This is a genomic window from Nocardia sp. NBC_00416, from assembly GCF_036032445.1.
Lineage (GTDB): Bacteria > Actinomycetota > Actinomycetes > Mycobacteriales > Mycobacteriaceae > Nocardia.
The window spans coordinates 28,846-52,097 of sequence record NZ_CP107932.1 but is presented as its reverse complement, the minus strand read 5'-3'; the positions used below and the strand labels follow the sequence as shown (position 1 = coordinate 52,097).

The window sequence follows — 23,252 nt, the reverse complement described above, 5'->3', positions numbered from 1 at the left end:
GCCCGTATCGACCGGGCCACGCGGTCCTGGCCGAGTACGAGGCCCGGCGCGCGGCGATCCGAGCCGCTCGATCCCGGGCGCGATCACATACCGGCGAGCCTGCGCACGATCGACAGCGGCAACACCTTCATGGCGTAGGCCAGCGGGACCCACGGCCACGCCGGGGTGTACGCCTTGAACCGGCGCTTCTCGATCGCCGACACCATCGAACGAACCCCGGTCTCCGTATCGACCAGGAAGGTGGGCGGATGGGCGGCCTTATCGTTCATCTCCGAGGCGATATAGCCCGGGAAGATGATCGAGACGTCCACCCCGGGAACCCGCTCGGCCGCGATGCCCTCGGCCATCGCGGCCACCCCGGCTTTACTCGCGGCGTAGCTCGTCATGGTCTTGGGCATGCCGCGAACGGCCGAGATGGAGGAGATCACCACCAGATGGCCGCCGCCCTGGGCACGGAAGATCTTCATGGCGGCTTCCATCTGAGCCATGGCGCCCACGAAGTTGGTGACGGCGGTCTGCCGGTTCGGACGGTCACCGCCCTTGCCGAACGGAACGCCCTTGCCCAGTCCGGCATTGACGATCACCCGGTCGAGACGACCCAGATCGGCGGCCAACTCATCGAAAACTCTTGGTACGGCGTCGAAATCGGTGACATCCAGCTCCGCGATCCGCACTCTGACCCGAGGATGGGCCACCGCGATCTCCTGCGCGAGTTCGTCGAGGCGCTGCGTCCGGCGAGCGCAGAGGGCCAGGTCGTAGCCGAGGGCGGCGAACTGGCGGGCCATTTCCGCGCCCAGGCCGGAACTCGCGCCGGTGATGAGGATCGAACCAGTGCCCACTGTGCTGAATCTCCTGCGGTCGGGCCGACGCCGGTGGCGGTGCGGCGGGTGTCCCGAGCCTATCGGCCGGACGGGCGCCCGTCCGGGGTCCGCCACAACACGCGGCGCACCGGACCCGATCGGCGTCGCGCTTCGGCCGGCGCGCCGATGACTCACCGCGGCGCACACCGTCTACACAATGGACCGCGACCCGAAGGAGCCGAGATGACCGCCACGGAAACCCGCACGCTGCCGGTACCGGGTGCGACACTGACCTACGATGTCCACGGCGACCTGCACGGAAGCGAGACCGGGCCGCTGCTGGTGATCGGCTCGCCGATGGACGCGAGCGGATTCGGCACCCTGGCGGATCATTTCACCGACCGTCCGGTGGTGACCTACGATCCGCGCGGTGTCGGACGCAGTGTCCGCGACGACGGCACCACCTCGGGCACCCCCGAGGAGCACGCTGGAGATCTCCGGCGCGTCATCGAAGCGCTGGGCGCGGGACCGGTCGATCTGTTCGGCAGTAGCGGCGGCGCGGTCAACGCCCTGGCGTTGATCGCACGACACGGTGAACTCGTGCGGACACTCATCGCGCACGAACCGCCCTCCGCCCAGTTCCTGTCCGACCGGGATCAGGTGCTCGCCGTCGCGGCCGATATCACCGGCACCTACCAGCGCGCCGGTCACGGCCCGGCGATGGCGAAATTCATCACCCTGATCTCCCGTACCGGACCGATCCCGCAGGACCATGCGGACGAACCGGCTCCGGATCCGGCACAGTTCGGGCTCCCCGCCGGCGACGACGGGTCCCGCGACGATCCGGTGCTGGGCCCGCATCTGCTGACCTGTTGCGGATACGAACACGACCGTACCGCCCTCGCTGCCGCACCGACCCGGATCGTGCTCGGCGTGGGCGCCGCCTCCGCCGGCCAGCTCTGCGCCCGCGCGACGGCTGCCCTGGCCGCCGCGCTGGGCGCCGAGGTGGTCACCTTCCCGGGTGGGCACGCCGGGTTCCTGGGCGGGGAATTCGGGATGCACGGCGAGCCGGACGGTTTCGCCGCCGTCCTCCGGAAAGTTCTGGACGCGAACTAGAGCCGCTCGGTGGCCCGTTCACGCACACGATCCGGAAACGACGGGCGATCGCGGCCCGCGCCGGCCGGCTGTCAGCGCGCGGCCCGGATCCGCTGCGTCGCCGGTGCCACGAACGGGGTCAACGCCTCCTGGACCTGCTGGCGCGACGGCCTGCTGTACCGGCGGCCCGGCAGCCCGTCTTCCGGGGCCCCGGCGGCCGCCCGGCACGGATCCGACTCCGCGACGGCGGGGTCGGTGGCGAACCGGTCCCCGGTGAGGTCGATCGCGGCCAACCGGTTTCCGGTGCGGGCCTCGTACACGGTGAGCCGGTAGGCCCTCCCGAACAGATTCAGCGTGCGGCCCACCGGCTGCCCGGGTGCGGGCGGGTACTGGCAGGTGCGGACGAGATCGCCGCGCCGCGCTTCGGCCACACAGGCGACCAACTGGACCGCGCCCGGGTCGATCGGGCGCCAGACCGCGGATGGCCCGATATCGGCGAACTCGGCGAGTTCGCCGCCGAGATACACCGGGCTGGGCCCGGCCCCCGAATACGGCGCGGCAGCCGGGTTCCCCTCCCCGCCGTCACACAGCGCGCTGTATTCGGCCACATCGAACCGGGCGAAACCGGACGCCGCGAATACCGTGGCCGCCACCGCGGCGAGCGCCACGGCGGCCGCACCCAGTGCCGCCGGATATCGCAGGTCCCGCCGCCGACGCCCGGCCTCTCCAGAGGTGCGCCCGCCGCCCGGCGCTCGGGGCGGGCGCGTCGTCGTCGGCACCGCGGCGCGGCGCGCCCGGTCCGGAATCGATCGGGCCTCCGCGACCCCGCGCCGCACTCGATCCGAGATCGCGCCCCCGAGTCGGTTCCCGCGTCCTTCGTGTCCGCGCCACGAGTGTTCGAGCCGCGGGCGTTCGGACCCCAGGGGTTCGCGCCGCGAGTGTTCGGACTCCGTGGGTCCGGACCGCGAGTGTTCGGACCCAGTGCGTTCGGGCCCCGTGGGTCCGGACGGCGAGTGTTCGGACCCAGTAGGTTCGGACCGCGAGTGTTCGGACCCAGTAGGTTCGGACCGCGAGTGTTCGGACCCAGTAGGTTCGGACCGCGAGCGTTCGGACCCAGTAGGTTCGGACCGCGAGCGTTCGGACCCAGTAGGTTCGGACCGCGAGCGTTCGGACCCAGTAGGTTCGGACCGCGAGCGTTCGGACCCCGTGCGTTCGGACCGCGAGACAGCGGACTCTGTGTGCTCGGCCCCACCCGGACCGGCCGGGCTTCCGGGCTCCGGACCGGTGCCCGCGGCCCGCACGGCGGCGGAATCGCGGGACACCTCCTGTCCCGGCGCTGTCCCGCCGCGTCCTTCCGCCACGCCGTCGCTCAGAACAGCTCCGGCCGAGCGTTCCCGCGTCGAAGGCGATCCCGCCGACCTCGCCCCCGTGCCCGGGGCACTCCCCCGATCCGATCGCGCATCCGGGACCTGCTGCTCCGGCGCCTCGAGATGATCATCGTCCGCTGTTCGCGACGACCGTCGATTCGCCGCCATCATCGCCGGGAGGGCTCGCAACCCGGGCCTTCCCTCGTGCCGTCCGCCACGGCCGCGTTCGTGAGCATCGTCCGCCGCGGCCTTCGTGCGGCGTGCCGCGAGCTCATCGCGCCGCGGTACCGCGCGCGCGTCGGCGCGCCCCGGCGACGTCTCTGCCCCGGGAGCGTCGTACGGATTCGACGCCGGCCCCGCACCGGGCTCCTCGGCCGCGACGCGGTCCGCGGAGACTCTCGGGCGAGACGAGGCGCCATCGGCGCCCGCGGCCCGACCGGCGAACCCATCATTCGGGATCGGCGGGGAACCCGGCCCATCGGTCGCGCCCGAAGCGCCGAAATCCGCCGCGGCGCCCTGGCCCGCCGGCCGATCATGCTCGACCCGCGGCAGATCGGGACCACCCGCGCCCGCGGACTCCCCACGCCCCGGGCGACCACTGTCCGAATTCTCAACGGCGCGTGGGTCCGGTGCGTCTCGATTCCCCTGCTCCCCGGACGGGGACGACCACCGCGCCGGCGATTGCGCCGATCCGGCCGATCGATCCGCCGACGGACCGGAGCCTTCCCCCGCACCATGCTGCCCCGCCGGCCGCTCGGACAGGCCGAACAGCGCCGGAACGGCACTCACCGACTTCCACACGCTCGCCCCGGGAGTGGTCGGCCCGGCCGCCGCGGCGGGGGCGGCCGCTGTCCGCTGTGACGCGGCGGCGAATCCCTCGTCCGCCAGGCCATCGGAATCGGGCAGGTCCCGCGCTGCTCCCAGGGCCTCGAAAGCCCGCGCGATATCGTCGGCACGCCAGCGGATCCCACTGGACGCCGACCGTTCGAAATACTCGGTGAAGCTCGCCGACTGCCCGATCCGGACCAGGATCGTCTCGGTCCCCGGCTCCGGCGGATGGGGGGTCCAGCTGATCCGGGAACCGGTTTTGGGGATGAGCACGACGAGTACGTCGATATGCTCGGACAGCCCGTGCCGACGGAACAGCGCGGCCAGTTCGCCGCGTTGTTTGCGGCCGCGCAGTATCGGATTCGGCGTGGACTTTCCGGTACGCAGATCCGCGGCGCTCTCCCCGATCCGCCAGCGACCGGTGGGCGCGGTCTCGAGCACACCGTGCTGGACCGACCCGAAGTCGGCCAGCACCACCAGGGTGCAGCCGTACGGGGTCCAGACCAGCAGATCCGGCGCCGGCGCGGACCGCCGCCGGGAGCGCTCGACCGGTGCGCCGAGCAGCGCGACGCCACCGAGACGGCCGCCGCCCGCGCCCCAATCGGTGATCAGCCGGCGCACGAAGCGCTGCACGCCGGACAATTCGGTGCTCTGCACGCGTACAATCACGGCGACCCCTACTTCGGTGACCACGAAAACCCGCGCACACCACAGGGGCGCCAGGGATCTCCGAAATTCCCTGGCGCACAATGCGATTGGATGCGCTGCCCTCCATGGTAGCAAGACGCGGGACAGCGGACGAGAGCGTGCGCCCGCATCCCGGCGCTCGCAGTCCGGCGAAGCGGCGACCGCGCACCTGTCCACGGACACGCCAGTTCCTCCCGACACCGCCCGGGCGCCCGTCTTGCGCGGTACGTTTGATACACCAGAGCCGGTCTGGTAGTGCGGCCAGCCATCGGTAGACGCGATGAGGCGAGCTGCGCGCGGTTGTCCGGGACCGCTTCGAGGAGAACGTCGTATGCCGCAGTATCAGCAATTCCACGAGGTCATTCCACTGTTCGCGGAAGGTGAGGTGCTACGGCTCGACGCGCTGCCGGTCGACTACGCGATCGTCGCCCTCTACTTCGTATTCGTCCTCGGCATCGGCCTGATGGCCCGCCAGCGGGTTTCGTCGAGTATGGACTTCTTCCTGTCGGGCCGCTCGCTCCCGGCCTGGGTCACCGGACTGGCGTTCATCTCCGCCAATCTGGGCGCGGTCGAGATCATGGGAATGTCGGCCAACGGGGCGGAATACGGTTTCCCCGCCTTCCACTACTTCTGGATCGGCGCGGTTCCGGCCATGCTGTTCCTCGGTGTCGTGATGATGCCCTTCTATTACGGCTCCAAGGTGCGCAGTGTGCCGGAGTTCATGCGCCGCCGCTTCGGCACCGGGGCACATCTGGTGAACGCGCTGAGTTTCGCGGTCGCCCAGGTCCTCATCGCCGGTGTGAACCTGTATCTGCTCGGCACCATCGTCAACGTCCTGCTGGGCTGGCCGCTGTGGGTATCGGTGATCGTGGCGGCAGTGATCGTGCTGTCCTACATCACCCTCGGCGGCCTTTCCGCGGCGATCTACAACGAGGTGCTGCAGTTCTTCGTCATCGTGGCCGCGTTGCTCCCGCTCACCCTGATCGGTCTGCACCGCGTCGGCGGCTGGTCCGGATTCCAGGACCGGGTGGCCGCCTCCCCCGGGGGCGCCGAGCAGCTGGATTCCTGGCCGGGCAACGCCCTTTCCGGGTTCGCCAACGATTTCCTGTCGATCCTCGGCATCGTGTTCGGCCTCGGTTTCGTGCTGTCGTTCGGCTACTGGACCACCAACTTCGTCGAGGTGCAGCGCGCCCTGGCGACGCATTCCATCGCCGCCGCGCGCCGCACTCCGATCATCGGCGCGTACCCGAAGATCTTCATCCCGCTGATCGTGATCATCCCCGGGATGATCAGCGCGGTGCTGGTGCCGCAGATGGCCGAGTACAAGCAGGCGGTCACCGCGAACCCGGATGTGGACAGCGACGTCACCTACAACCAGGCGCTGCTCTACCTGATGAAGGAAGTGCTGCCCAACGGGCTGCTGGGGGTGGGCCTGGCCGGGCTGCTGGCCGCGTTCATGGCGGGTATGGCGGCGAACGTCTCGGCGTTCAACACGGTCTTCAGTATCGATCTGTGGCAGCAGTACGTGGTCAAGGACAAATCCGACGGCTACTACCTGAGGGTCGGACGCCTGGCCACCGTCGGCGCCACCATCGCCGCCATCTTCACCGCGTTCATCGCGGGCGGTTTCAGCAACATCATGGACTACCTGCAGACGCTGTTCAGCTTCTTCAACGCACCCCTGTTCGCCACGTTCATCCTGGGCATGTTCTGGAAGCGGATGACTCCGACGGCCGGTTGGACCGGCCTGGTGTCCGGTACCGCGGTGGCGGTCACCATCTTCATCCTGAACGAGACGGAAGTCATCTCACTGTCCGGTCAAGGGGCCAGTTTCGTCGCCGCCGGCGCCGCCTTCGTGGTGGATATCCTGGTCAGTGTGATCGTCACCCTGGTGACCGTGCCGAGACCGGCGGCCGAACTGGTCGGCCTGGTGTATTCGGAGACCCCGCGCGCGCTGCGCACCGATCCCGAAGCCGCCACCCTGCCCTGGTATCAGCGCCCGGTACTGCTGGCGGGTATCGCGCTGGTGATCGTGATCGTCCTCAATATCGTCACCGGATAGGACAACCATCGTGCTCTTCGATATCCGCACCATCGTCGGCGGCCTGCTGGGCGTCTACGGCGTCGTCCTGGTGATCACCGGACTCGTCCACAACACCGCCGACGAAGAAGCCAAAACCGGCGGCATCAATGTCAATCTGTGGGCCGGGCTGGCCATGGTGGCGGTCGCCGTCGCCTTCCTGGCCTGGGCGCGGCTGCGCCCCGTCGCGGTGGACCGCCCGGCACCCGGACCCGATCCGGAGACCGAGAAGCATCTCGGCTGATCCCGCCCGGCATCCCGGTGACGCGAACATGCCCGCCCGGTAGTACCGGGCGGGCTGTCACGCCGTCAGTGCGTGGTCAGTCCGGCAGGCCGAAGGCGAAGCCGATGGCGATGAGCACACAACTGACTATCGACACGACCACGATGATCCACATCGGGCAAGCGTACGAAACCCGCTGCGCGCCGCGCTCCCCGGGTCGAACAAGGGGGCCGGCCGACGGTGTGCGGGTACGCGAGTGTCAGCGGGTCAGGGAACGACCTCGACCACATCGCCGGGGTTCAGATAGTGGTAGACCGCGACGGCGCCGGGCTCGGTCAGCCGGATGCAACCGTGCGATTTATGCTCCACCGGCCCGATATGGAACGCGATATCGCCGTTGAAGAACACCGCGTAGTGCATCGGAGCGTTGTGCATCGTGCTCCAGTGATACAGCTCTTTGAACGCCACGTGGAACACTCCGGGTGGAGTCTCGAAGCCCTGCATACCGTGCGACATGGGCGTCGGGCCGTAGGTGACCTTCCCGTTGTCCATCAACCAGACCTCATTGCTGGACAAACGCAGACATGCTCGGGCCGCCGGTGAACACGGCGCCTCGGTGGGGATGACGGCCGGCACACCGGGCACATTCGGCCCGTTCGGCCACAGTGGTTCGGCGAGCGCCGGCGCCATCGGCGCCAGCACCGCCGCCGCGATACCGGTGAGCACAGCCGTACGACGTATCCGTGGGAGGAACTGTCCGTTGCTCATCGTGCCGACCTCTTTTCCTCGATTTGCCGCCGCGCTTGGCGATGGATAGCAAATTCCGAGCAAAATCAGAGACCTACACGAAGGTACCCAAATTATCCGGACTGTGGGCCGCAAATTCCGAGAACGCGCCGAAATCGGACGCTGATCCCCAGGCTGAGCAGCGGCCAATCGCCGATCAGGCCACACTCCAGCTATCGGAGGCGGCGCCGCGCCGACGCTGGCGTCGCCGACGCTGGTAGAACACCTCCTCCACCGAGACATTGGGGACCTCTTCGACGATCCCGCCCAGCTGCGAGTCCAGTTGGAGTTCGGCGATCCGCCGGTGCAGTACGGCCCGCCGTTCCGGCGGGAGCTGCGCCCATACCGAGCCGATCCGCCGTTGTGAGGGATCATCGGCGACCGCCAGCAGCCGCAGCAGCTCCGGCCACAGATCGTCGGCATTGGCGACCGACGGGAGTTCGGCGATCTGCTCCACCGGCATCCGCACGACCAGGCCCACGATGTAACGCTGCACATCGGGGTGGCTGCGTTCGGCCAGCATCAGCAGTCCACGCCACGGGCCGGTCTGGAACGCGATGAGCAGAGATTCCACGATCGCGGTGAGGGCGGCGGTATTGGCGAAAATCGGATTCATCGCCATCCGCTGCAGACCCGGCTGGCTGAGCTTGGAGACGAACGTCATCAGTTCCGGCGCGGCGCCCTTCTGGATGACATGGGCGCCGAGCTTGCCGAGAGCCTCCGGCGTGGCGATCGAGAGCAGGACATCGCCGATCTCGGAGACCACGTCCTTGGACGCTCGTGACATCACCGAGATCGCCGCTTCCTTCAGTTCCGGCGAACCGGCCAGCACCGTCTCCATCATTCGCGGAATCCGTCTCGACCGGCCGTTCAGCAACTGGCGCAGTATGTTGCTGATCGCGGGCGCGGAGTACGCGTACGCGGCGGAGAAGATGATGCCCTCGTCGTCGAGGGTTCCACGCTCGACGGCCTCGACCATTTTCGGCGAGGCGAATTCGAGGAACGGACCGGCCGTGATGTGGTCCTTGCGGCGCAGGACTTCGTTCACGATGGCGACCAGCGGTTCGGCGGCCATGATGTCGCCCAGTTCACCGAGCGCCTTGGGATCCACATACGGTGTGCAATCCGCGGCGTACGCGGTTTTGAGCATGGTGAGCGTATCGGCGGCGGCGTCGGGGTATTCCACGCCGACGGCGCCGGCCGCGCGGCCGGTCATCATGGGCGGCACGATGCGCTGCACCAGTGGCAGCGAGACCGTGAGCGGAATGATCGGGATCAATCGCCCGATCCGTTTGAACATCTCTCCGTGATATTCGAAGATCCGGCCCGAAATCCGCTGCTCCAGTTCGTGCAGATGTTCGGCGCCGAGTCGTTCGAGATAGGAGATCCGTTCGACAGGCACGTGTAGCGTGCGCGCGAGCAGGATCATCTGCGCGCGGGTGACCAGATCACTCATCCCTCGAGCGCGTCCCCGAACATGATCCGGCGGGTGATCGTCCGGAACGGCGGCGGAAAGAACCGGATCATTCCGTTGACGGCCTCGATGAGCAGGTCCTTCTCCTGTTTCTGGGCGCCGCGGAACAATCCGAGCAAATCCTCGATCTCCTGATCGGAGAGCATTTCCGAGGCTGCGGTGGGTCCGTTCAGCTCGTGGACGAGTTCAGTTTTGGCACTCATTCTGCTCCTGTGTCTCAATCAGTGGCCGGCAGCCGCGAAACCACCGCCGACCCCAGGTATTACCCGCACGACGATATGCCGAATCCTCATGAACGTAAGGGCATTCACAACTGGTGTTATCTGCCTGCAATTTGTCCTTGTCTCACATCACCGGGGGGTGCCGGTGACGCTACCGCAGGGGCCGCGCCCGGTTCGCGGGCCGCCGCGTTCCCGCGGCCGAGCGGCAGTGTCCTACCGTGGCTCCCAGTTCAGTGCGGTAATCCGTACGACTATGCGGGCCGTGGCGGCTCGCCGGCCCGCGGCGGGTGAGAGCATTCACCGGCCCGCAGGCGGCCGTATCACCGGTGCCGAACCAGCTCGGCCGCCGCCGCGACGTCAGGCGTCCACGGCGAGTTGCCGCCGCAGGAACAGCAACTGATGAGCCACGGCGGGTTCGTACCAAGGATTGCCGGGCCAGATGCCGAAATGGTCACACGGATAGTGACGGACCTCCGCCCGCGCCGCGAAGGCGGCCTCGGCCGCGGCACGCGGCGGCGCACCGCGGTCGAAATCGGCGATCTGCACCAGCACCGGCAGGTTCAGCCCGGCCGCCGCCCGCGCGGGGCGGTAGCCGGGAAGCTGCATCAGCACACTCGCATCGATCTCATTGCGCCACGTAGGTCCGGCGAGCGCACGATAGGAGTCGTAGTACCCGTCCAGGGTGAGGGCCGCGAGTTCGCCGGGCCGGCCGGTCAGCGGGATCAGTCCGGATCCGCCGGTCACGCTGTCCCACCGAGCCCGGACCGCACCGAACGCACCGCGCAGTACCGCGACGGCCCCACCCTCTTTCGCCGCCAGCACACCCGCCGCCCGGCCGTCCACCAGTGGTGTCACCGAGACGATCGCCGCGATCGCGGCACGGGCCACGGACGAATCCCGCGATGTGGCGCTCGCGGCGGCGCCGGCGGCGAACACGTGGCCGCCGGACAGCGATACGCCCCAGAGCACCACCCGGCGCGGGTCCACACCCGGCAACCGGGCCGCGGCGAGCACGGCCGCCCGGTAGTCGGCGAGTTGTTCGGCCATCCGCACCCGCTGCCGCGGCAGCCCCCCACTGGCTCCGAAATACCGGAAGTCGAAGGCCAGGACATCGATTCCGGCCGCGGCATAGGCGCGCGCGTACGGTTCGAGACCGGAATCCTTGGTGCCCCCGAAACCGTGCGCCATCACCGCGATCGGCCGCCCGTCCGGCCCTTCGAGGTCGGGACCGACGGCCGGGAAGTGCCAGGCGTGGCACTGGTCGTCACCGGAACGGAAGGTCACCTCGGTGTATCCGGTCGCGGCGAGCGGGTCCGGAAGATCGCGCAGCGTCATGAGTCGTTCCTCGCAGTGATGGGTGCGGCGACAGCCGGGTCGGGGTCGCGGCCGTAGATCGACCGCAGCCAGATCGTGACCACGGAGTCGATATAGCGGTCCCGGTCCAGTTCGGCGCCGAAGGTGAGTCGTTCGAGCAGACGCTCGTTGAGCAGGAGCAGGACGTCGGCGACGGCCGTGGCGTCGCCGCCGGCCGGCGCCCGGCCCGCGGCGCGTTCGGCCTCGATCATGGCCGCGATGGAGGGGATGAACGCCTGACGGTCGGCCTCCCACATCTCCCGCATACTCGGGGACGAGCTACGCGCGGCCAGCACCGCGCTGTACAGGTGGCGGTGGCGGTCCCAGTATTCGACGAGCCCCCGGATGGTCCGTTCGATGCGCTCGGCGGGCGGACCAGATCCGACGAGAATGTCGTTGACAGCGAAGGCTTCGTCGTACATTTCCTCGAGCGCGGCAGCGACGGCGGCGGCCTTGTTCTCGAAGTAGAAATAGAACGCGGAGCGGGTGAGCCCGGCCCGGCGGGATATCTCGGCGATATTGATCGGTTCGAGCAGGCCGCCGTTATCGCGCAGCAGCTCGTCCAGCGCCGTCAACAGCGCACTGCGACGTCGGTCGCCGCGCTGCGGGGCGCGCCGATCGGTGCGGGGGCGGGCGGTCATCGGGCCCGGCCCACCGGCTTCGGCCCGTATTCCCGGGCCCGGCGCAGGCCGGCCGGCATCTCCGTGCGCCGCAGATCACGTTCGTACACCCAATAGTCCAGCTGCTGGGTATGCCGGGGCCGGTCCACGATGTGCCCGGTGAATCGCTGCTGGTCGGCGACGATGACCCGGCGCATCGTCTCCTCCGGCGGCGGCCGGTAGTGGCCTGCCGCGTAGGCGGCCACCAGGCGGGCCTGGCATTCGACGAAGGGGAAGAGCGTGGGGAACGGCTGCGCGAACCCTACGAACGCCAGATCATCGATCCCCGGTTCGAAGATGCGCTTGTACAGCGCGATCCGATTGTCCGGTGCGCTGATGAATTCCGGATCGAAGAAAGGAAAGGTGATGTTGTAGCCCGTGCAGTAGATGATGACATCGAAATCGTGCTGCGAACCGTCCACGAAATGCACCGTAGCCCCGTCCAATCGGCGGATATCCGGTTTGGCCACCACATCGCCGGAACCGAGCCGCAGCGGCAACTCCACCGACTGAGTGGGATGGGCCTCGAAGAATTTGTGGTTCGGCTCGGGCAGTCCGTATTTCACGGGATCGCCGGACACCAGGGGTGTGAATATCTGGGTGATCTTGCGCTGCCAGGACAGCGGGACATAGGGCACGGTGCGGAAATAACGGTCGGCCGGTGTTCCCGCGAAGTATTTAGGCACCACCCACGCACTCGAGCGCGTGGACAACCACACCTCGTTGTCCATGGCACGCGAGGACAGCTCGACGGTGATATCGGCGGCACTGTTGCCGATTCCGACGATCAGGATTCGTTTCCCGTAGAGATCCAGCGGTGTGCGCGGGTCGATGTAGGCATGCGAGTGGATGGACTCCCCGGTGAACTCACCGGGGAAATCGGGCAGCCGCGGGTCCCAGTGGTGGCCGTTCGCGACGACCAGCAGATCGAAGCGCCGCTCGTCACCGGCCCGGGTCTCGATCTCCCAGCCGCCCCCGGCCGCGGGACGAGCGTGGGCGACTCCGTTGCCGAATTCGATGGCGCGTTTCAGATCGAACGCCGCCGCATAGCCCTCGAGGTACTCCTTGATGAGGCTGTGGTGCGGAAAGTCGGGATAGGAGTCCGGCATCGGGTAGTCGCGGAACGAGAGCTGATACTTCGACGTATCGATGTGCAGTGACCGATAGGCACTGGAGTGTCCGTTCGGATTGCCGAAAGCCCAGTTACCGCCGATGCGGTCGGAGGATTCGAAACAGGTGTACGGAATTCCGTAGTCGCCCAACATCTTTCCGGTGGTCAAACCGCTGATGCCTGCTCCGATGACCGCGACGTTCGGCTTCGACATACGACCTCCTGGAACACTGCGCCGACAACGATCGGCCGCCTAGGTGACGCCGGTCACATGCGACCATAGAGTTCCGTTTGACAGGTGTCAATAAAAATCAACCCTTGTCAGCCCGCGGCCGGGGAGCCTATTTTGTGAGGCACGCCATAGTCGGCCGGACCGGGAGGAAATTCATGAGAGCCCTGCAACTCACCGAACCCGGCACTCTCGAGCTACGCGAGGTCCCCACCCCCGAACCCGGTCCGGGTGAACTCCTGATCCGCGTCGGCGCCTCCGGGATATGCCATTCCGACCTGCACGTTCTTCATCTCCCCTTCAAGGTCCGCGAGGAGCCGCTGACCCTGGGACACGAGATCGCGGGCACGATCGCCGCCCTGGGCGACCATGTCGAAGGCCGCGCGACCGGCGAACGCGGTGTGGTGTACCTGTGCTGGTCGTGCGGGAACTGTCCCGAATGCGCGAGCGGCAACGAGAACGTGTGCCGGGCGGCCGGGCGGGTCGCCATGCCGCCCTGCCCCGGACTCGGCCCCGACGGCGGAATGGCCGAATACGTGGCGGTGCCCGCGGCTTCGTTCGTCCCGATCGGCGAGATGGATTTCGTCGCCGCCGCGCCGCTGGCCGACGCCGCACTGACCAGCTATCACGCCATCCGCGGCGCCCGCGACCAGCTCTACCCCGGGGCGACCGCGGTGGTGATCGGCGCCGGCGGGCTCGGGCACGTCGGCATCCAGATCCTGCGAGCGCTCACCGCGGCGCGGGTGGTCGCCGTCGACACCGACCCGGACAAACTCGAACTGGCCGCGGAATGCGGTGCGCACGAGGGACTCACGGCCGACGCGGATACCGCGACCCGAATTCTCGACATGACCGGCGGCCGCGGTGCGGAGGCGGTCTTCGATTTCGTCGGAGTCGACGCGACGGCCACACTCTCGGTCGAGTCCGTGGGGCCCAACGGGGCCTATCGGATGATCGGGCTGGGCGACGGCGATCCGGGGATCACCGCGGGCCCCGCCGGCGGCCCCGGACTGCCCTGGGGCGCCACCGTGCGCAAATCCTACGGTGGCACCAAACGCGATCTCATCGACAGTATCGCGCTCGCCAGGGCAGGGCGGATCGCCGCGCACACCCAGCAGTTCGACCTCGCCGACGGCGCGCACGCCTACGCATTGCTCGAACAGGGCAGGATCCGGGGCCGCGCGGTACTGGTGCCCTGAGCGTCAGGCCGAGCCGGCCGCCCACATATTGCTGAGCAGGGTGTGACTGGGGGTGTCGGCCAGCGACTGCGAGGATTCGTAGATCCGGACGTAGGAGGTGGCGTGGATCCGCCATATCCCGTCCGCACCGCGGCGATAGCGGTCGGTGTAGTACCCGGCGCCGCGGATCAGCACTCCGAACTCGGTCGCGAGCACGGTGTCCTCGAAGAGCCAGCTGCCGGTCGCGGTATCACCGTCGACAGTGATCTCCGGATGGTTGGCGACATGGGTGGTGACGATGCCCGGTCCCATGTTCTCGCGCATGAATCCGACCACCGCGTCCCGGCCGTCGAGGGTCAGCTCCTCACCCATGGCGTGCGTACCGTAGCGCGCTTCGATCTCGGGGTCGAGGGTGGCGGCGAAATCGTCCCACTGCTTCAGATCCAGAGTCCGGAAGTACCGGTATTTGAGACCGCGGAGGAGTTCGAGTGCCTGCAGATCCATGGATTCACCTTGGCACGAGCGACCGGCTGCGGCAAGAACATGTTCTATTTTTGCCGGAGGACAGGCGTCCTCGGTCCGCGCACCGGCCGACGCCGCGGGCCACGGTTTGCCCGCAGCGAACGGTGGTACTGCGCCGCTACCGGACCACCGGTCCCCCCGACCGGACTGAGGTGGTCCCACCCATCGCACCCGAAGAGCGACGGAGACGACAATGCACAGTGCCGACATACTCACCGACGCGTTCGACCGGATCCGCGCAGTGGTCCACGAATCGGTCGACGGACTCGGCGAGGACGCCCTGAACCACCGCCTCGACCCCGCCGCCAATTCCATCGCCTGGCTGGTCTGGCATCTCACCCGGGTGCAGGACGAGCACGTGGCCGAACTCGCGGCCACCGACTCGCTGTGGACCGGTCGCGGCTGGTACGAGAGATTCGACCTGCCCGTCCACCGGCACGCCACCGGCTACGGCGATACGCCCGCCGAGGTGGCACTGGTCCGCGCCCCGGCCGAACTGCTGACCGGATACCACGACGCCGTCCACGCGCACACCGTCGGGTTCGTGGGCGCGTTGACCGATCAGGACCTGTCCACCGTCGTCGACACCGACTGGGACCCGCCCGTCACCATGGGGGTCCGCCTGGTGAGCGTCATCGGCGACGATCTCCAGCACGTGGGCCAGGCCGCCTTCATCCGCGGCCTGCTGTCGCGGTCCATGGACCGCCGCACCGATCAGGCGGCCGCCGGCTGACACCCGGCCACCGATCGCGACCGCTAGTCCCGCAGAGCCTGCTCGCGCAGCCAGCCGAGCGTGCGCGACAGTATCCGCGAGATATGCATCTGCGACACCCCCAACTGCTCGGCTATCTGGGACTGGGTCCGCGATTCGAAGAACCGCATCCGCAGTACCTGGCGCTCACGCTCGGAAAGTTCCCCCAGCAGCGGTTCGACGGCGAGATAGTCCTCCAGCCAACCGAACGACGGCTCCTCCGCACCCAGCGACTCCACCAGCGGCAGCGCCGTGCTCTCACTGTCCTCGCCGACCGGCGCGTCCAGCGAGGACGCCTGGTAGGCGTTACCGGCGATGAGCGCCTGCGTCACTTCCACCAGGTCGATCTCCAGTTCCGCGGCGATCTCCCGGGCCCGCGGCACCCGGCCGAGACGCTGCGACAGGATCTCGATGGTGGGTCCCAGATTCAGCTGTAGTTCTTTGACCCGGCGCGGCACCCGAACCGACCATGTGTTGTCCCGGAAATGCCGGCGCACTTCGCCCATGATCGTGGGCACCGCGAACGACAGGAACGACGATCCCCGCGATATGTCGAACCGGTCCACCGCGTTCACCAGTCCCAGGCGGGCCACCTGGAGCAGGTCGTCGTAGTTCTCCCCGCGGCCGGCGAACTTCCTGGCGATATGCTCGGCCAGCGGCAGACACCGCCGCATGATCTCCTCGCGCAGATCCGCCCGATCCGGGTCGCCCTCGGGCAGCGCGGCGAGTTTGCCGAACAACGGCTCGATATTGTCGTAGCTGTCGGTGCCACGATGGCGGCGCGAAGGCCCGGGGTCCCCCCTCGGTCCCTCATCCGCCATCGGCGCCTCCTCGGAACCAGCTGAACTCGACATCGGTCGGGTACCCGCCGCTCGCCACGTCGTAGGGGTGCTGCACCACGCTGACCGAGCGGGTCAGCGTCCGCACGATATGCCAGCCGAAGCCTTCCTGATCCCGGAGCGAATCGACCTCCGAGATCGAGGTTACGCGCACTGTCATGCGGTGCTCGTCGTAATCGAAATCGCACCCCAGGGCCGAACCGGGAACCGCGGCCGCGATCAGCGAGGTGGCCACTTCATCGAGGGCGAGCCGGATATCGGTCACCTCGTCCAGGCCGAAATCGGCAATCAGCGACACTGTCTCGGCCAGCGCGCGCAGCATCACCAGCTGCTCCTGCCGGGCCGGGATCCGCACGCCGACGGTCGTATCCGCCGATGTCGTATACACGGAGTCGGAGACTCTCTCCGTCATGCGCACCACCACCTCGTTCCTGCCGCCCGCCCCGCGGCGGGCGGGGGCGCCCGCCGGGCCTCGTTCTGCCCGTGATCTTCGGTGACGCCGCGGTTGTCTGTCCTCGGATGTCGGCCTGATTGTCACATGCGCACATACCCGTGTCCGAGTGTGCGAAACACCGACCGGCTCAGGCGCCGTCGATCCGCTCGTGCACGGTCAGCAGCAGATGGTCGAATTCCGTGCGCAAGGCGGGCGAGGCGTGTTCGACCGAACCGAGTTCGCCCACCAGCTGCGCGGCCAACGCCCGCAGTTTGGTGTTCGTCTCCTGTGAACGCCAGATCAGCACCCGGAACGCCTGGTCGGCGCTGATTCCGTAGACGAGCATCAGCGCGCCTTTGGCCTGTTCGATCACCGCGCGCGCGGCGTACAGCTCCGGCAGCGTGTCCTGCAACGTCTCCTGTCGTTGCTCCGCCAGTGTCTCGGTCAGATCCACGTAGTAACCGGCCGAGCCGACCAGCGAACCGTCCTCGTCGACCATGGCGTCGGCGACCACCAGGACCTGCCGGGTGTCGCCCGCGGTGTCGACGATTCGATGTCTGCTGCAGAAGGGCGCCGAATCGGCCACCGATTTCGCGAGTGCGCTCTCCACCCTGGCACGGTCATCGGGATGTTTGTGGCCGAGCAGCAACTCGGTACTGGGCGTCATCGGCTCGGGCGGATACCCGTGCATCCGCGCCACGGCCTCGGACCACTCCCAGCGTTGGCCGGCGAACCAGAATCGGAAGGCGCCGGCGCACTGCGACAAGCCGGCCGTCGCGATCGCGTCCAGCAAGTCGGCTTCGTCGGTGGTATCGCCGTTGTCCAGGGTCACAGCTCGAGTATCGACCGTTTCCGCTCGCTGCGCGAAATCACGTCATCGCGACAGCACGGCCGGGGCGACCGGCCGTGCTGGACACGCGGTAGCGATCAGGTTGTGAGCGCCGCGCGCAGGGACGGGAAGTAGCGGAACTGCGGACGCACACCCGCGACCTCCAGCGCACGCTCGACTTCCTTGCGCCCGCTGACCAAGCGCAGTTCGACCCCGGCACGCCAGACGTCGGCCTTGGCCTCGGCCAGCATGACCGCGGCCCGGATGCTCATGAACGTGGTAGCGCGCAGATCCAGCACCACCACGCGGAACAGGGCCGAACCGCTGCGAGCGAGCAGACCACGTAACTCGTCGTGCAGAACCGCGTCGAGTTCGCCCTCCACACGGGCGATCACACACCCGGGATTCTCGCTGCTGCGCCGGGACCATGTGTGACCGGCCGCGGCCCGCTGCCCCTGCTTACGATGTTGGCCGACCTGGTACGAAGCGGTGGTAACCGACATATCGATCCCGTCCGTGGAGTGAGGGATTTCCGGTTGGTGTGCGCACTGTGGGCAGATGCGAGCAAGGGCGCTGGACCCCGACCGTCGAGCCCGGACAACGGCATACCCGGTACCGGGATCGGCTGCATGTTTTCAACCTGGCCTCATTCTGGCACGGCCACGGGCCGGTGTACACCGCTCGCCGGCTCTGCGGCATCGGGCCCCCGAGGTCCGCCCCGACAGCCGCACCGCGTGGGTGGAGGACGGCCGACCGCCTGCGGCCACGGCGCGGCCCCGCGGCACAGCCGATGGACAGCGGCGGAGGTTTCCAGGACAATGGCTAGTCTGACCGCGGTCGCGCCGGTGTGTACTCCGCGGAGACCACCGGCGGATTCAGAAGTGATCTGTAATCGGCGATACCGTGCCCGCGCAGGGCGGAACCAATCGGAACGGTGCGGCCATGAGCAGTGTCGACTATCAGCAACTGGATAAACCTCCGCAGGTTTTCGGCTCCTCCGACGCCATCGGGGCGCGCCGGTTGCCGCTCGACACGTCGTACCCGGCCGGATCTCCGGCCGCGAACCCGCCGCCGCCCAGCGATCCGGACGTTCGATGCCGGCGAAAGGCGAATCCATGGTCGGAACTCTCTCCGCGAGCGACGGTGCTGTTCGAGCCCTGCGGTTGCCGGTCCCCCGGGGCCCGCTGTCGGCCGATCTGGTGGCGCTGCTGACCGGCGAACCCGGACACGCGGTACCCGAAGTCCCGGACGGCGCCGACCCCTACGGCGACGATTTCCAGCTGACCCTGCACACCTGTTATGAACTGCACTACCAGGGTTTCCAGGAAGTCGACCCGGAATGGGAGTGGGATCCCGGACTCCTGCGCCTGCGCGCGGAACTCGAGCGCCGGTTTCGCACGGCGCTACGGTCCGATGTGCCCGGCGGCGGGGATGTCGACGCCGAACTGGAGCGGCTGCTGACCGCGCCCGCGACCGGCGGTCTCCCGGGCTGGCTGAGCACCGAGGGAACCTGGTGGCAGCTGCGCGAATACTTCGTCCACCGGTCGGTCTATCACCACAAGGAGGCCGACCCCGTCGCCTGGGTGATCCCGCGCCTGCGCGGCCGGGCCAAAGCCGGACTGGTGGCGATCGAGTTCGACGAGTTCGGCGGCGGCCGGGCCGACCGGATACACGCCAGGCTCTATGCCGACCTGCTGCGCGGCGCCGGGCTGGCCGACGATTACCTGCACTACCTCGACATCGTCCCGGCGCCCATGCTCGCGCTGGTCGACATGATGTCGATGTTCGGGCTGCACCGGTCGCTGCGCGGGGCCCTCGTGGGGCATTTCGCGGCCGTGGAGATCTCCTCCTCACCGGCCTCTCAACTCCTGGCCGAGACGCTGCACCGTTTCTCGGCTCATCCGGACTGTCTGCGTTTCTACCGTGAACACGTGACGGCGGACGCCGTGCACGAACAGGTCGTACGCCGGGAGGTGCTCGGCGATCTGCTGGCCCGGGAACCCGGCCTGGCCGAATCGGTGGTCTTCGGGATACAGGCGACCGACTTCCTGGAAAGCCGGTGCGCCGAATCGATGCTGAGGTACTGGCAGGCCGGTGACAGCTCACTGCGGGCCACGGACCGGTGAGTCCGGTGCTGGTCCGCGGCCCGGGGGTGTACCGCCCGCAGTCGGATACCCGGCTGCTGGCCCGGGCGATGACGCAGGCGGCACTGCCGAGCGGCGCCCAGGTACTCGACGCCTGTACCGGAACCGGGGCGCTGGCGATCCATGCCGCGCGTTCCGGGGCCGCGGCGGTGACGGCGGTGGACATGTCCCGGGCCGCGCTGGCCTCGGCATGGTTCAACAGCATGCTCGCCGGGGTGCGGCTGGAACTGGTGTGCGGGGATGTCACGCGGGTCGTGCAGGGGCGCACGTTCGACGTGGTGGTGGCCAATCCGCCCTATGTCCCGAGCGAAGGCGTGCTGCCGGGTGGCGGGGCGGCCCGCGCCTGGGATGCCGGGTGGCACGGCCGCCTGCTGCTGGACCCCCTGTGCACGATGATGCCGGGTCTGCTCGGTATCGGCGGGACCGCGCTGATCGTTCATTCCGCTGTTTCCGGCATAGCTTCCAGCCTTGTCCGGTTGCGTGCGGGCGGGTTGAAGGCGTCGGTCGTCGCGCGCACCGTGATCCCTTTCGGACCGGTGATGCGCGGCCGCAGCGATTGGCTGCGTGCCCGCGGTTTGATCCGGCCCGGACAACAGCACGAGGAGTTGGTGGTCATCCGTGCCGACCGAACCTGCTGATCCGGACGAGCTGCTGGCCGCGATTCGGCGTCGCGCCCCGGCGCTGGGCGACGGCGTGGTCGACCGGGACGCGGAGCCGCCGGAACGCGCGTGCGCCGACAGCGCGACTGCCGAGCAACTGGACGCGGCCGGGGAGGCGCGGCGGATCATCTTCACCGCGGAGGGGCCGGCGCTGGTCGAGGGTCCGGTCGAACTCGTCACCGCCACCGGTGCGGTGCTCCGCGGCGACCGCTTCCTCGTCGCGATCTGTCTGTGCAAACGATCCGGGAGCTATCCCCTGTGCGATACCAGCCACCGGCGCGGGCCCCGGCGATCCGGCGGAAGCCGCTGAGAGCGCGGGGCGGACACCTCCGACTCGTCGCGGTTTTCGCGAGGGTCGCGGTGGGCCTTGCGGTCGCAGTCACAGGCTGATTGGCGGGACCGATTCGGGGTAGCCGCTGCACATGGCTCCCACCGAGCAGCAATTGCTGCACGCGCTGACCCGAGCCGCGAACGCCCTGACCCACCAGGGCATACCTTTCGCAGTGGCAGGAGGGTGCGCCGTATACGCGCGCGGCGGACCGCCCTCGGACCATGATGTCGATCTCTTCGTAAAACCCGCCGATTGCGCGCGCGCCCGCACCGAACTGGCCAAGGCGGGGCTGCGCGTCGCGGACGCCGCGGAGGACTGGCTCACCAAGGCCTACGACGGCGACACCCTCATCGATGTCATCCACCGGCCGAACAACCGGGAGGTCGACGACGCGCTGCTGGAACGGGCGGAGGTCATGCGGGTCGGCCCGACGCTGGCTCCGGTGGTGGACGGTACCGACCTGCTGGTCGACAAACTCCTGGTCTTCGACGCCCACCGGCTCGATTTGAGCCCGCTGCTGCGGATCTCGCGTGACCTGCGCGAACAAGTCGACTGGCCGTCGGTGCGCACGCAGACCGAGCATTCGCCCTACGCGCGCGCCTTTCTCGGACTCATCGACGACCTGCGGATCGCCGATACCCGCACAACCGCTCGGACCTCAGGGAAGGCCGGATAGATGTCGGAAATCCAGAAACGACCGGCGGAATACCTGGCCGCCGAACTGCATCGAGCGCTGACCGAGGACCCCCGTACGGCCGAGCAGGGCGTACGGGTCCGGATCCGCGGGGATGTAGTGGTACTCGACGGCGAGGTGCGTACCGCGCAGCGGCGGCGCGTGCTGGAGGACATCGTGCACGAGATCGCGCCGGAGGCCCCGATCCACAACGACGTACACGTGACCGCGGCGCCCGGCCCGGGCGAATGCGAGGACCTCGGTGAATGACACCGGGCGGAAGGGAGTACACCGATGCGGATCGCCGCTGTGGGGGATGTCCATCTGGGGACCGATTCGCGGGGGACACTGCGTCCCGCGTTACGCGGATTACCGGAGCACGCCGATGTGCTGCTGCTGGCCGGTGACCTGACCAAGCACGGGACCCTGCCGGAAGCGGAGGTGGTGGCCGCCGAGTTCGCGGATGTGGGAGTCCCTGTGGTCGCGGTCCTGGGCAATCACGACCATCACAGCGACGCTCAGGCCGAGATCACCGACCTGCTCGGGTCGACGGGGATCACGGTCCTGGAGGGCACCGCGACCACGATCGATATCGGCGGCCGGACGCTGGGAATCGCGGGCACGAAGGGATTCGGCGGCGGTTTCGCGGGCAAATGCGCGAGTGTGTTCGGTGAACGCCTCATGCGCGAATTCGCCGGGCACACAGTGGAACTGGCCGGGGGTCTGGACACCGCGCTGGCCGGCCTCGACACCGACGCCACCGTGGTCCTCACCCACTACTCGCCGGTCAGCGACACCCTCCACGGTGAGCCGCGGGAGATCTACCCTTTTCTGGGCTCCTATCTGCTCGGTGAACCCGTCGACACGCACGGGGTCGATCTCGCGCTGCACGGCCACGCGCACGCCGGAACCGAGCGCGGGACCACACCGGGCGGGATCCGGGTCCGCAATGTCGCACAGCCGGTCATCCGGTCGGCGTACGCGGTGTACGAACTGCACCCGAGGCCGGACAAGGAACCCGACCACAGCGAGACCGTACCGGCGGGATGAGAAGACGAGCGACGGCGACCACCTCCAGGTGGTCGCCGTCGCTCGTCATACGCCTGCCGCGGGCGCCGGGTCAGTGATCCCCGGCTGTCGGCGTCGCGCTCTCGTCGCCGCCCGAATCCTGCTGGGCGCGCTGGCGCTGTTCGGCGTTGGCGGCATCGAGACGTTCTTTGTCCGCCTCGGCCTCCTTCTCTGCGGCAGTCCGCTGCGCGGTGCCCTTGTCCTGCTGGGCCTTACCTTCAGCACGCAGGGAGTCGTTGTCGAGGACCGCCCCCGCGGCCTCCTTGACCTTTCCTTTCGCGCCTTCGACGACGCCTTCGATCCCTTCGCGTGCGGTGTCCTTGTCGGCCACGTCATACACCTCCGAATCGACGGTTGTTCGGGTCGGACACCGGTCGCATACCCGGGTGGTCCGGGCTCAATCCGTTCCCACCGCACAGTTCGGGTGTCCCCCCTCACAGCGGTGACCGGGCTACCGGGGTTCGCCGGGGTTACGGGGCGAACGCCGCCTCGATACCGTCGAACCAGGCCGATTCCTCGTACAGCCGGGCGCTGCGCCAGCCGTCCGGGGTGCGCACCAGGTCGTGGTTGTACCAACCCCCACAGGTGAACTGCTTACCCGGGGTGACGATCATCGGGTTGAAGAACATCGCCCGTACCTTCGCGGCGTCCCCGTCCAGTTCGACCGCGATATTCGAGATGAAATGCTGCGTGCGGGTGAACAGTTCCAGCTGTTGGGACAGCAGCGACACCACCGTTTCCAGATCCCCGGTGGGTCCACCGGCCGTGGTGTAGTCGATCTGCGCGTCAGCGGTGAACACCGTTCGGTACAGCGCCCAGTCCTTGCTGTCGACAGCGGTGGCGTAGCGGGTGAGCAGATCGGTGATCTCCAGGCGATCGGCGAGGGTCCGTGCATCCATCCCTCCATACAAC

26 protein-coding genes are annotated in these 23,252 nt (G+C 68.3%); 11 read left to right on the top strand and 15 right to left on the bottom strand.

Translation table 11 applies throughout. The annotated features are described in order from the left end of the window. Positions 1-83 precede the first annotated feature (83 nt). Positions 84-839, bottom strand: coding sequence for an SDR family oxidoreductase (locus OG804_RS00255; protein ID WP_328392586.1), 756 nt, complete (start codon positions 837-839; stop codon positions 84-86). Between the two features lie 204 nt (positions 840-1,043). On the opposite strand from OG804_RS00255, the gene OG804_RS00250 reads away from it, so the two are divergent. Beyond that, positions 1,044-1,916, top strand: a complete 873-nt coding sequence (locus OG804_RS00250) for an alpha/beta fold hydrolase (RefSeq protein WP_328392584.1) — start codon at positions 1,044-1,046, stop codon at positions 1,914-1,916. Between the two features lie 71 nt (positions 1,917-1,987). Here OG804_RS00250 and OG804_RS00245 read toward each other — a convergent pair whose 3' ends face one another. Beyond that, a complete protein-coding gene (locus tag OG804_RS00245; RefSeq protein ID WP_328392582.1) occupies positions 1,988-4,759 on the bottom strand; it encodes a hypothetical protein in 2,772 nt (923 codons plus the stop codon). Positions 4,760-5,108: 349 nt separating this feature from the next. Between OG804_RS00245 and OG804_RS00240 the strand changes: the two genes are divergently transcribed. Beyond that, entirely contained in the window at positions 5,109-6,839 is a 1,731-nt protein-coding gene (locus OG804_RS00240) for a sodium:solute symporter family protein (RefSeq protein WP_328392580.1), read from the top strand. A gap of 10 nt (positions 6,840-6,849) precedes the next feature. Then, complete coding sequence (locus OG804_RS00235; RefSeq protein WP_328392578.1) at positions 6,850-7,101, top strand: hypothetical protein; 252 nt, start codon at positions 6,850-6,852, stop codon at positions 7,099-7,101. 246 nt (positions 7,102-7,347) lie between these two features. Here OG804_RS00235 and OG804_RS00230 read toward each other — a convergent pair whose 3' ends face one another. From OG804_RS00230 to OG804_RS00205, 6 genes are all read right to left on the bottom strand, one after another. Further along, entirely contained in the window at positions 7,348-7,848 is a 501-nt protein-coding gene (locus OG804_RS00230) for a L,D-transpeptidase (RefSeq protein WP_328392576.1), read from the bottom strand. A gap of 175 nt (positions 7,849-8,023) precedes the next feature. Beyond that, entirely contained in the window at positions 8,024-9,322 is a 1,299-nt protein-coding gene (locus OG804_RS00225; protein WP_328392574.1) for a hypothetical protein, read from the bottom strand. Further along, positions 9,319-9,543 carry a hypothetical protein gene (locus OG804_RS00220; protein ID WP_328392572.1) on the bottom strand — a complete coding sequence of 75 codons (225 nt, stop codon included), beginning with the start codon at positions 9,541-9,543 and terminating at the stop codon, positions 9,319-9,321. Before OG804_RS00220 ends, OG804_RS00225 begins: the two co-directional genes overlap by 4 nt. Positions 9,544-9,918: 375 nt before the next feature. Continuing rightward, positions 9,919-10,896, bottom strand: coding sequence for an alpha/beta hydrolase (locus OG804_RS00215; protein ID WP_328392570.1), 978 nt, complete (start codon positions 10,894-10,896; stop codon positions 9,919-9,921). After that, positions 10,893-11,555 carry a TetR/AcrR family transcriptional regulator gene (locus OG804_RS00210; RefSeq protein WP_328392568.1) on the bottom strand — a complete coding sequence of 221 codons (663 nt, stop codon included), beginning with the start codon at positions 11,553-11,555 and terminating at the stop codon, positions 10,893-10,895. The genes OG804_RS00215 and OG804_RS00210 overlap by 4 nt, the downstream gene beginning before the upstream one ends. Further along, on the bottom strand, positions 11,552-12,898 hold the full coding sequence (locus OG804_RS00205) for a flavin-containing monooxygenase (protein ID WP_328392566.1): 1,347 nt from the start codon (positions 12,896-12,898) through the stop codon (positions 11,552-11,554). The genes OG804_RS00210 and OG804_RS00205 overlap by 4 nt, the downstream gene beginning before the upstream one ends. A 173-nt stretch (positions 12,899-13,071) precedes the next feature. Between OG804_RS00205 and OG804_RS00200 the strand changes: the two genes are divergently transcribed. After that, positions 13,072-14,112, top strand: a complete 1,041-nt coding sequence (locus OG804_RS00200) for an NAD(P)-dependent alcohol dehydrogenase (protein ID WP_328392563.1) — start codon at positions 13,072-13,074, stop codon at positions 14,110-14,112. A gap of 3 nt (positions 14,113-14,115) precedes the next feature. On the opposite strand, the gene OG804_RS00195 is transcribed toward OG804_RS00200, so the two are convergent. Beyond that, complete coding sequence (locus OG804_RS00195; protein ID WP_328392561.1) at positions 14,116-14,595, bottom strand: nuclear transport factor 2 family protein; 480 nt, start codon at positions 14,593-14,595, stop codon at positions 14,116-14,118. Between the two features lie 211 nt (positions 14,596-14,806). Here OG804_RS00195 and OG804_RS00190 point away from each other — a divergent pair, with 211 nt between their 5' ends. After that, positions 14,807-15,346: a mycothiol transferase gene (locus OG804_RS00190; RefSeq protein ID WP_328392559.1), complete on the top strand. Its 540-nt coding sequence runs from the start codon at positions 14,807-14,809 to the stop codon at positions 15,344-15,346. Positions 15,347-15,369: 23 nt separating this feature from the next. Here OG804_RS00190 and OG804_RS00185 read toward each other — a convergent pair whose 3' ends face one another. The 4 genes from OG804_RS00185 to OG804_RS00170 all read right to left on the bottom strand — a co-directional run bounded on the left by OG804_RS00185 (position 15,370) and on the right by OG804_RS00170 (position 17,968). Beyond that, positions 15,370-16,185 (bottom strand): SigB/SigF/SigG family RNA polymerase sigma factor, encoded by an 816-nt coding sequence (locus OG804_RS00185; protein ID WP_328392557.1) that lies wholly within the window; start codon positions 16,183-16,185, stop codon positions 15,370-15,372. Next, the gene (locus OG804_RS00180) at positions 16,175-16,615 is read right to left on the bottom strand and encodes an ATP-binding protein (RefSeq protein ID WP_328392555.1); all 441 of its coding nucleotides are present in this window, start codon (positions 16,613-16,615) and stop codon (positions 16,175-16,177) included. The genes OG804_RS00185 and OG804_RS00180 overlap by 11 nt, the downstream gene beginning before the upstream one ends. A 169-nt stretch (positions 16,616-16,784) precedes the next feature. Then, positions 16,785-17,429: a PAS and ANTAR domain-containing protein gene (locus OG804_RS00175; RefSeq protein WP_328398170.1), complete on the bottom strand. Its 645-nt coding sequence runs from the start codon at positions 17,427-17,429 to the stop codon at positions 16,785-16,787. 134 nt (positions 17,430-17,563) lie between these two features. Next, on the bottom strand, positions 17,564-17,968 hold the full coding sequence (locus OG804_RS00170; protein WP_328392553.1) for an STAS domain-containing protein: 405 nt from the start codon (positions 17,966-17,968) through the stop codon (positions 17,564-17,566). Positions 17,969-18,580: 612 nt separating this feature from the next. On the opposite strand from OG804_RS00170, the gene OG804_RS00165 reads away from it, so the two are divergent. From OG804_RS00165 to OG804_RS00140, 6 genes are all read left to right on the top strand, one after another. Beyond that, entirely contained in the window at positions 18,581-19,591 is a 1,011-nt protein-coding gene (locus OG804_RS00165; protein ID WP_328392550.1) for an iron-containing redox enzyme family protein, read from the top strand. After that, complete coding sequence (locus tag OG804_RS00160) at positions 19,588-20,247, top strand: class I SAM-dependent methyltransferase (RefSeq protein ID WP_328392548.1); 660 nt, start codon at positions 19,588-19,590, stop codon at positions 20,245-20,247. The genes OG804_RS00165 and OG804_RS00160 overlap by 4 nt, the downstream gene beginning before the upstream one ends. Then, positions 20,228-20,578 carry a CDGSH iron-sulfur domain-containing protein gene (locus OG804_RS32205; RefSeq protein ID WP_442941703.1) on the top strand — a complete coding sequence of 117 codons (351 nt, stop codon included), beginning with the start codon at positions 20,228-20,230 and terminating at the stop codon, positions 20,576-20,578. Before OG804_RS00160 ends, OG804_RS32205 begins: the two co-directional genes overlap by 20 nt. 112 nt (positions 20,579-20,690) lie before the next feature. Then, entirely contained in the window at positions 20,691-21,275 is a 585-nt protein-coding gene (locus OG804_RS00150) for a nucleotidyltransferase family protein (RefSeq protein WP_328392546.1), read from the top strand. Further along, entirely contained in the window at positions 21,276-21,542 is a 267-nt protein-coding gene (locus OG804_RS00145; protein ID WP_328392544.1) for a BON domain-containing protein, read from the top strand. A gap of 24 nt (positions 21,543-21,566) precedes the next feature. After that, positions 21,567-22,322, top strand: coding sequence for a metallophosphoesterase family protein (locus OG804_RS00140; RefSeq protein WP_328392542.1), 756 nt, complete (start codon positions 21,567-21,569; stop codon positions 22,320-22,322). A 70-nt stretch (positions 22,323-22,392) separates the two neighbouring features. Here OG804_RS00140 and mbp1 read toward each other — a convergent pair whose 3' ends face one another. Continuing rightward, complete coding sequence (gene mbp1, locus OG804_RS00135) at positions 22,393-22,671, bottom strand: microaggregate-binding protein 1 (protein ID WP_328392540.1); 279 nt, start codon at positions 22,669-22,671, stop codon at positions 22,393-22,395. 139 nt (positions 22,672-22,810) lie between these two features. Beyond that, positions 22,811-23,239, bottom strand: a complete 429-nt coding sequence (locus OG804_RS00130) for a nuclear transport factor 2 family protein (protein WP_328392538.1) — start codon at positions 23,237-23,239, stop codon at positions 22,811-22,813. Positions 23,240-23,252: the final 13 nt, after the last annotated feature.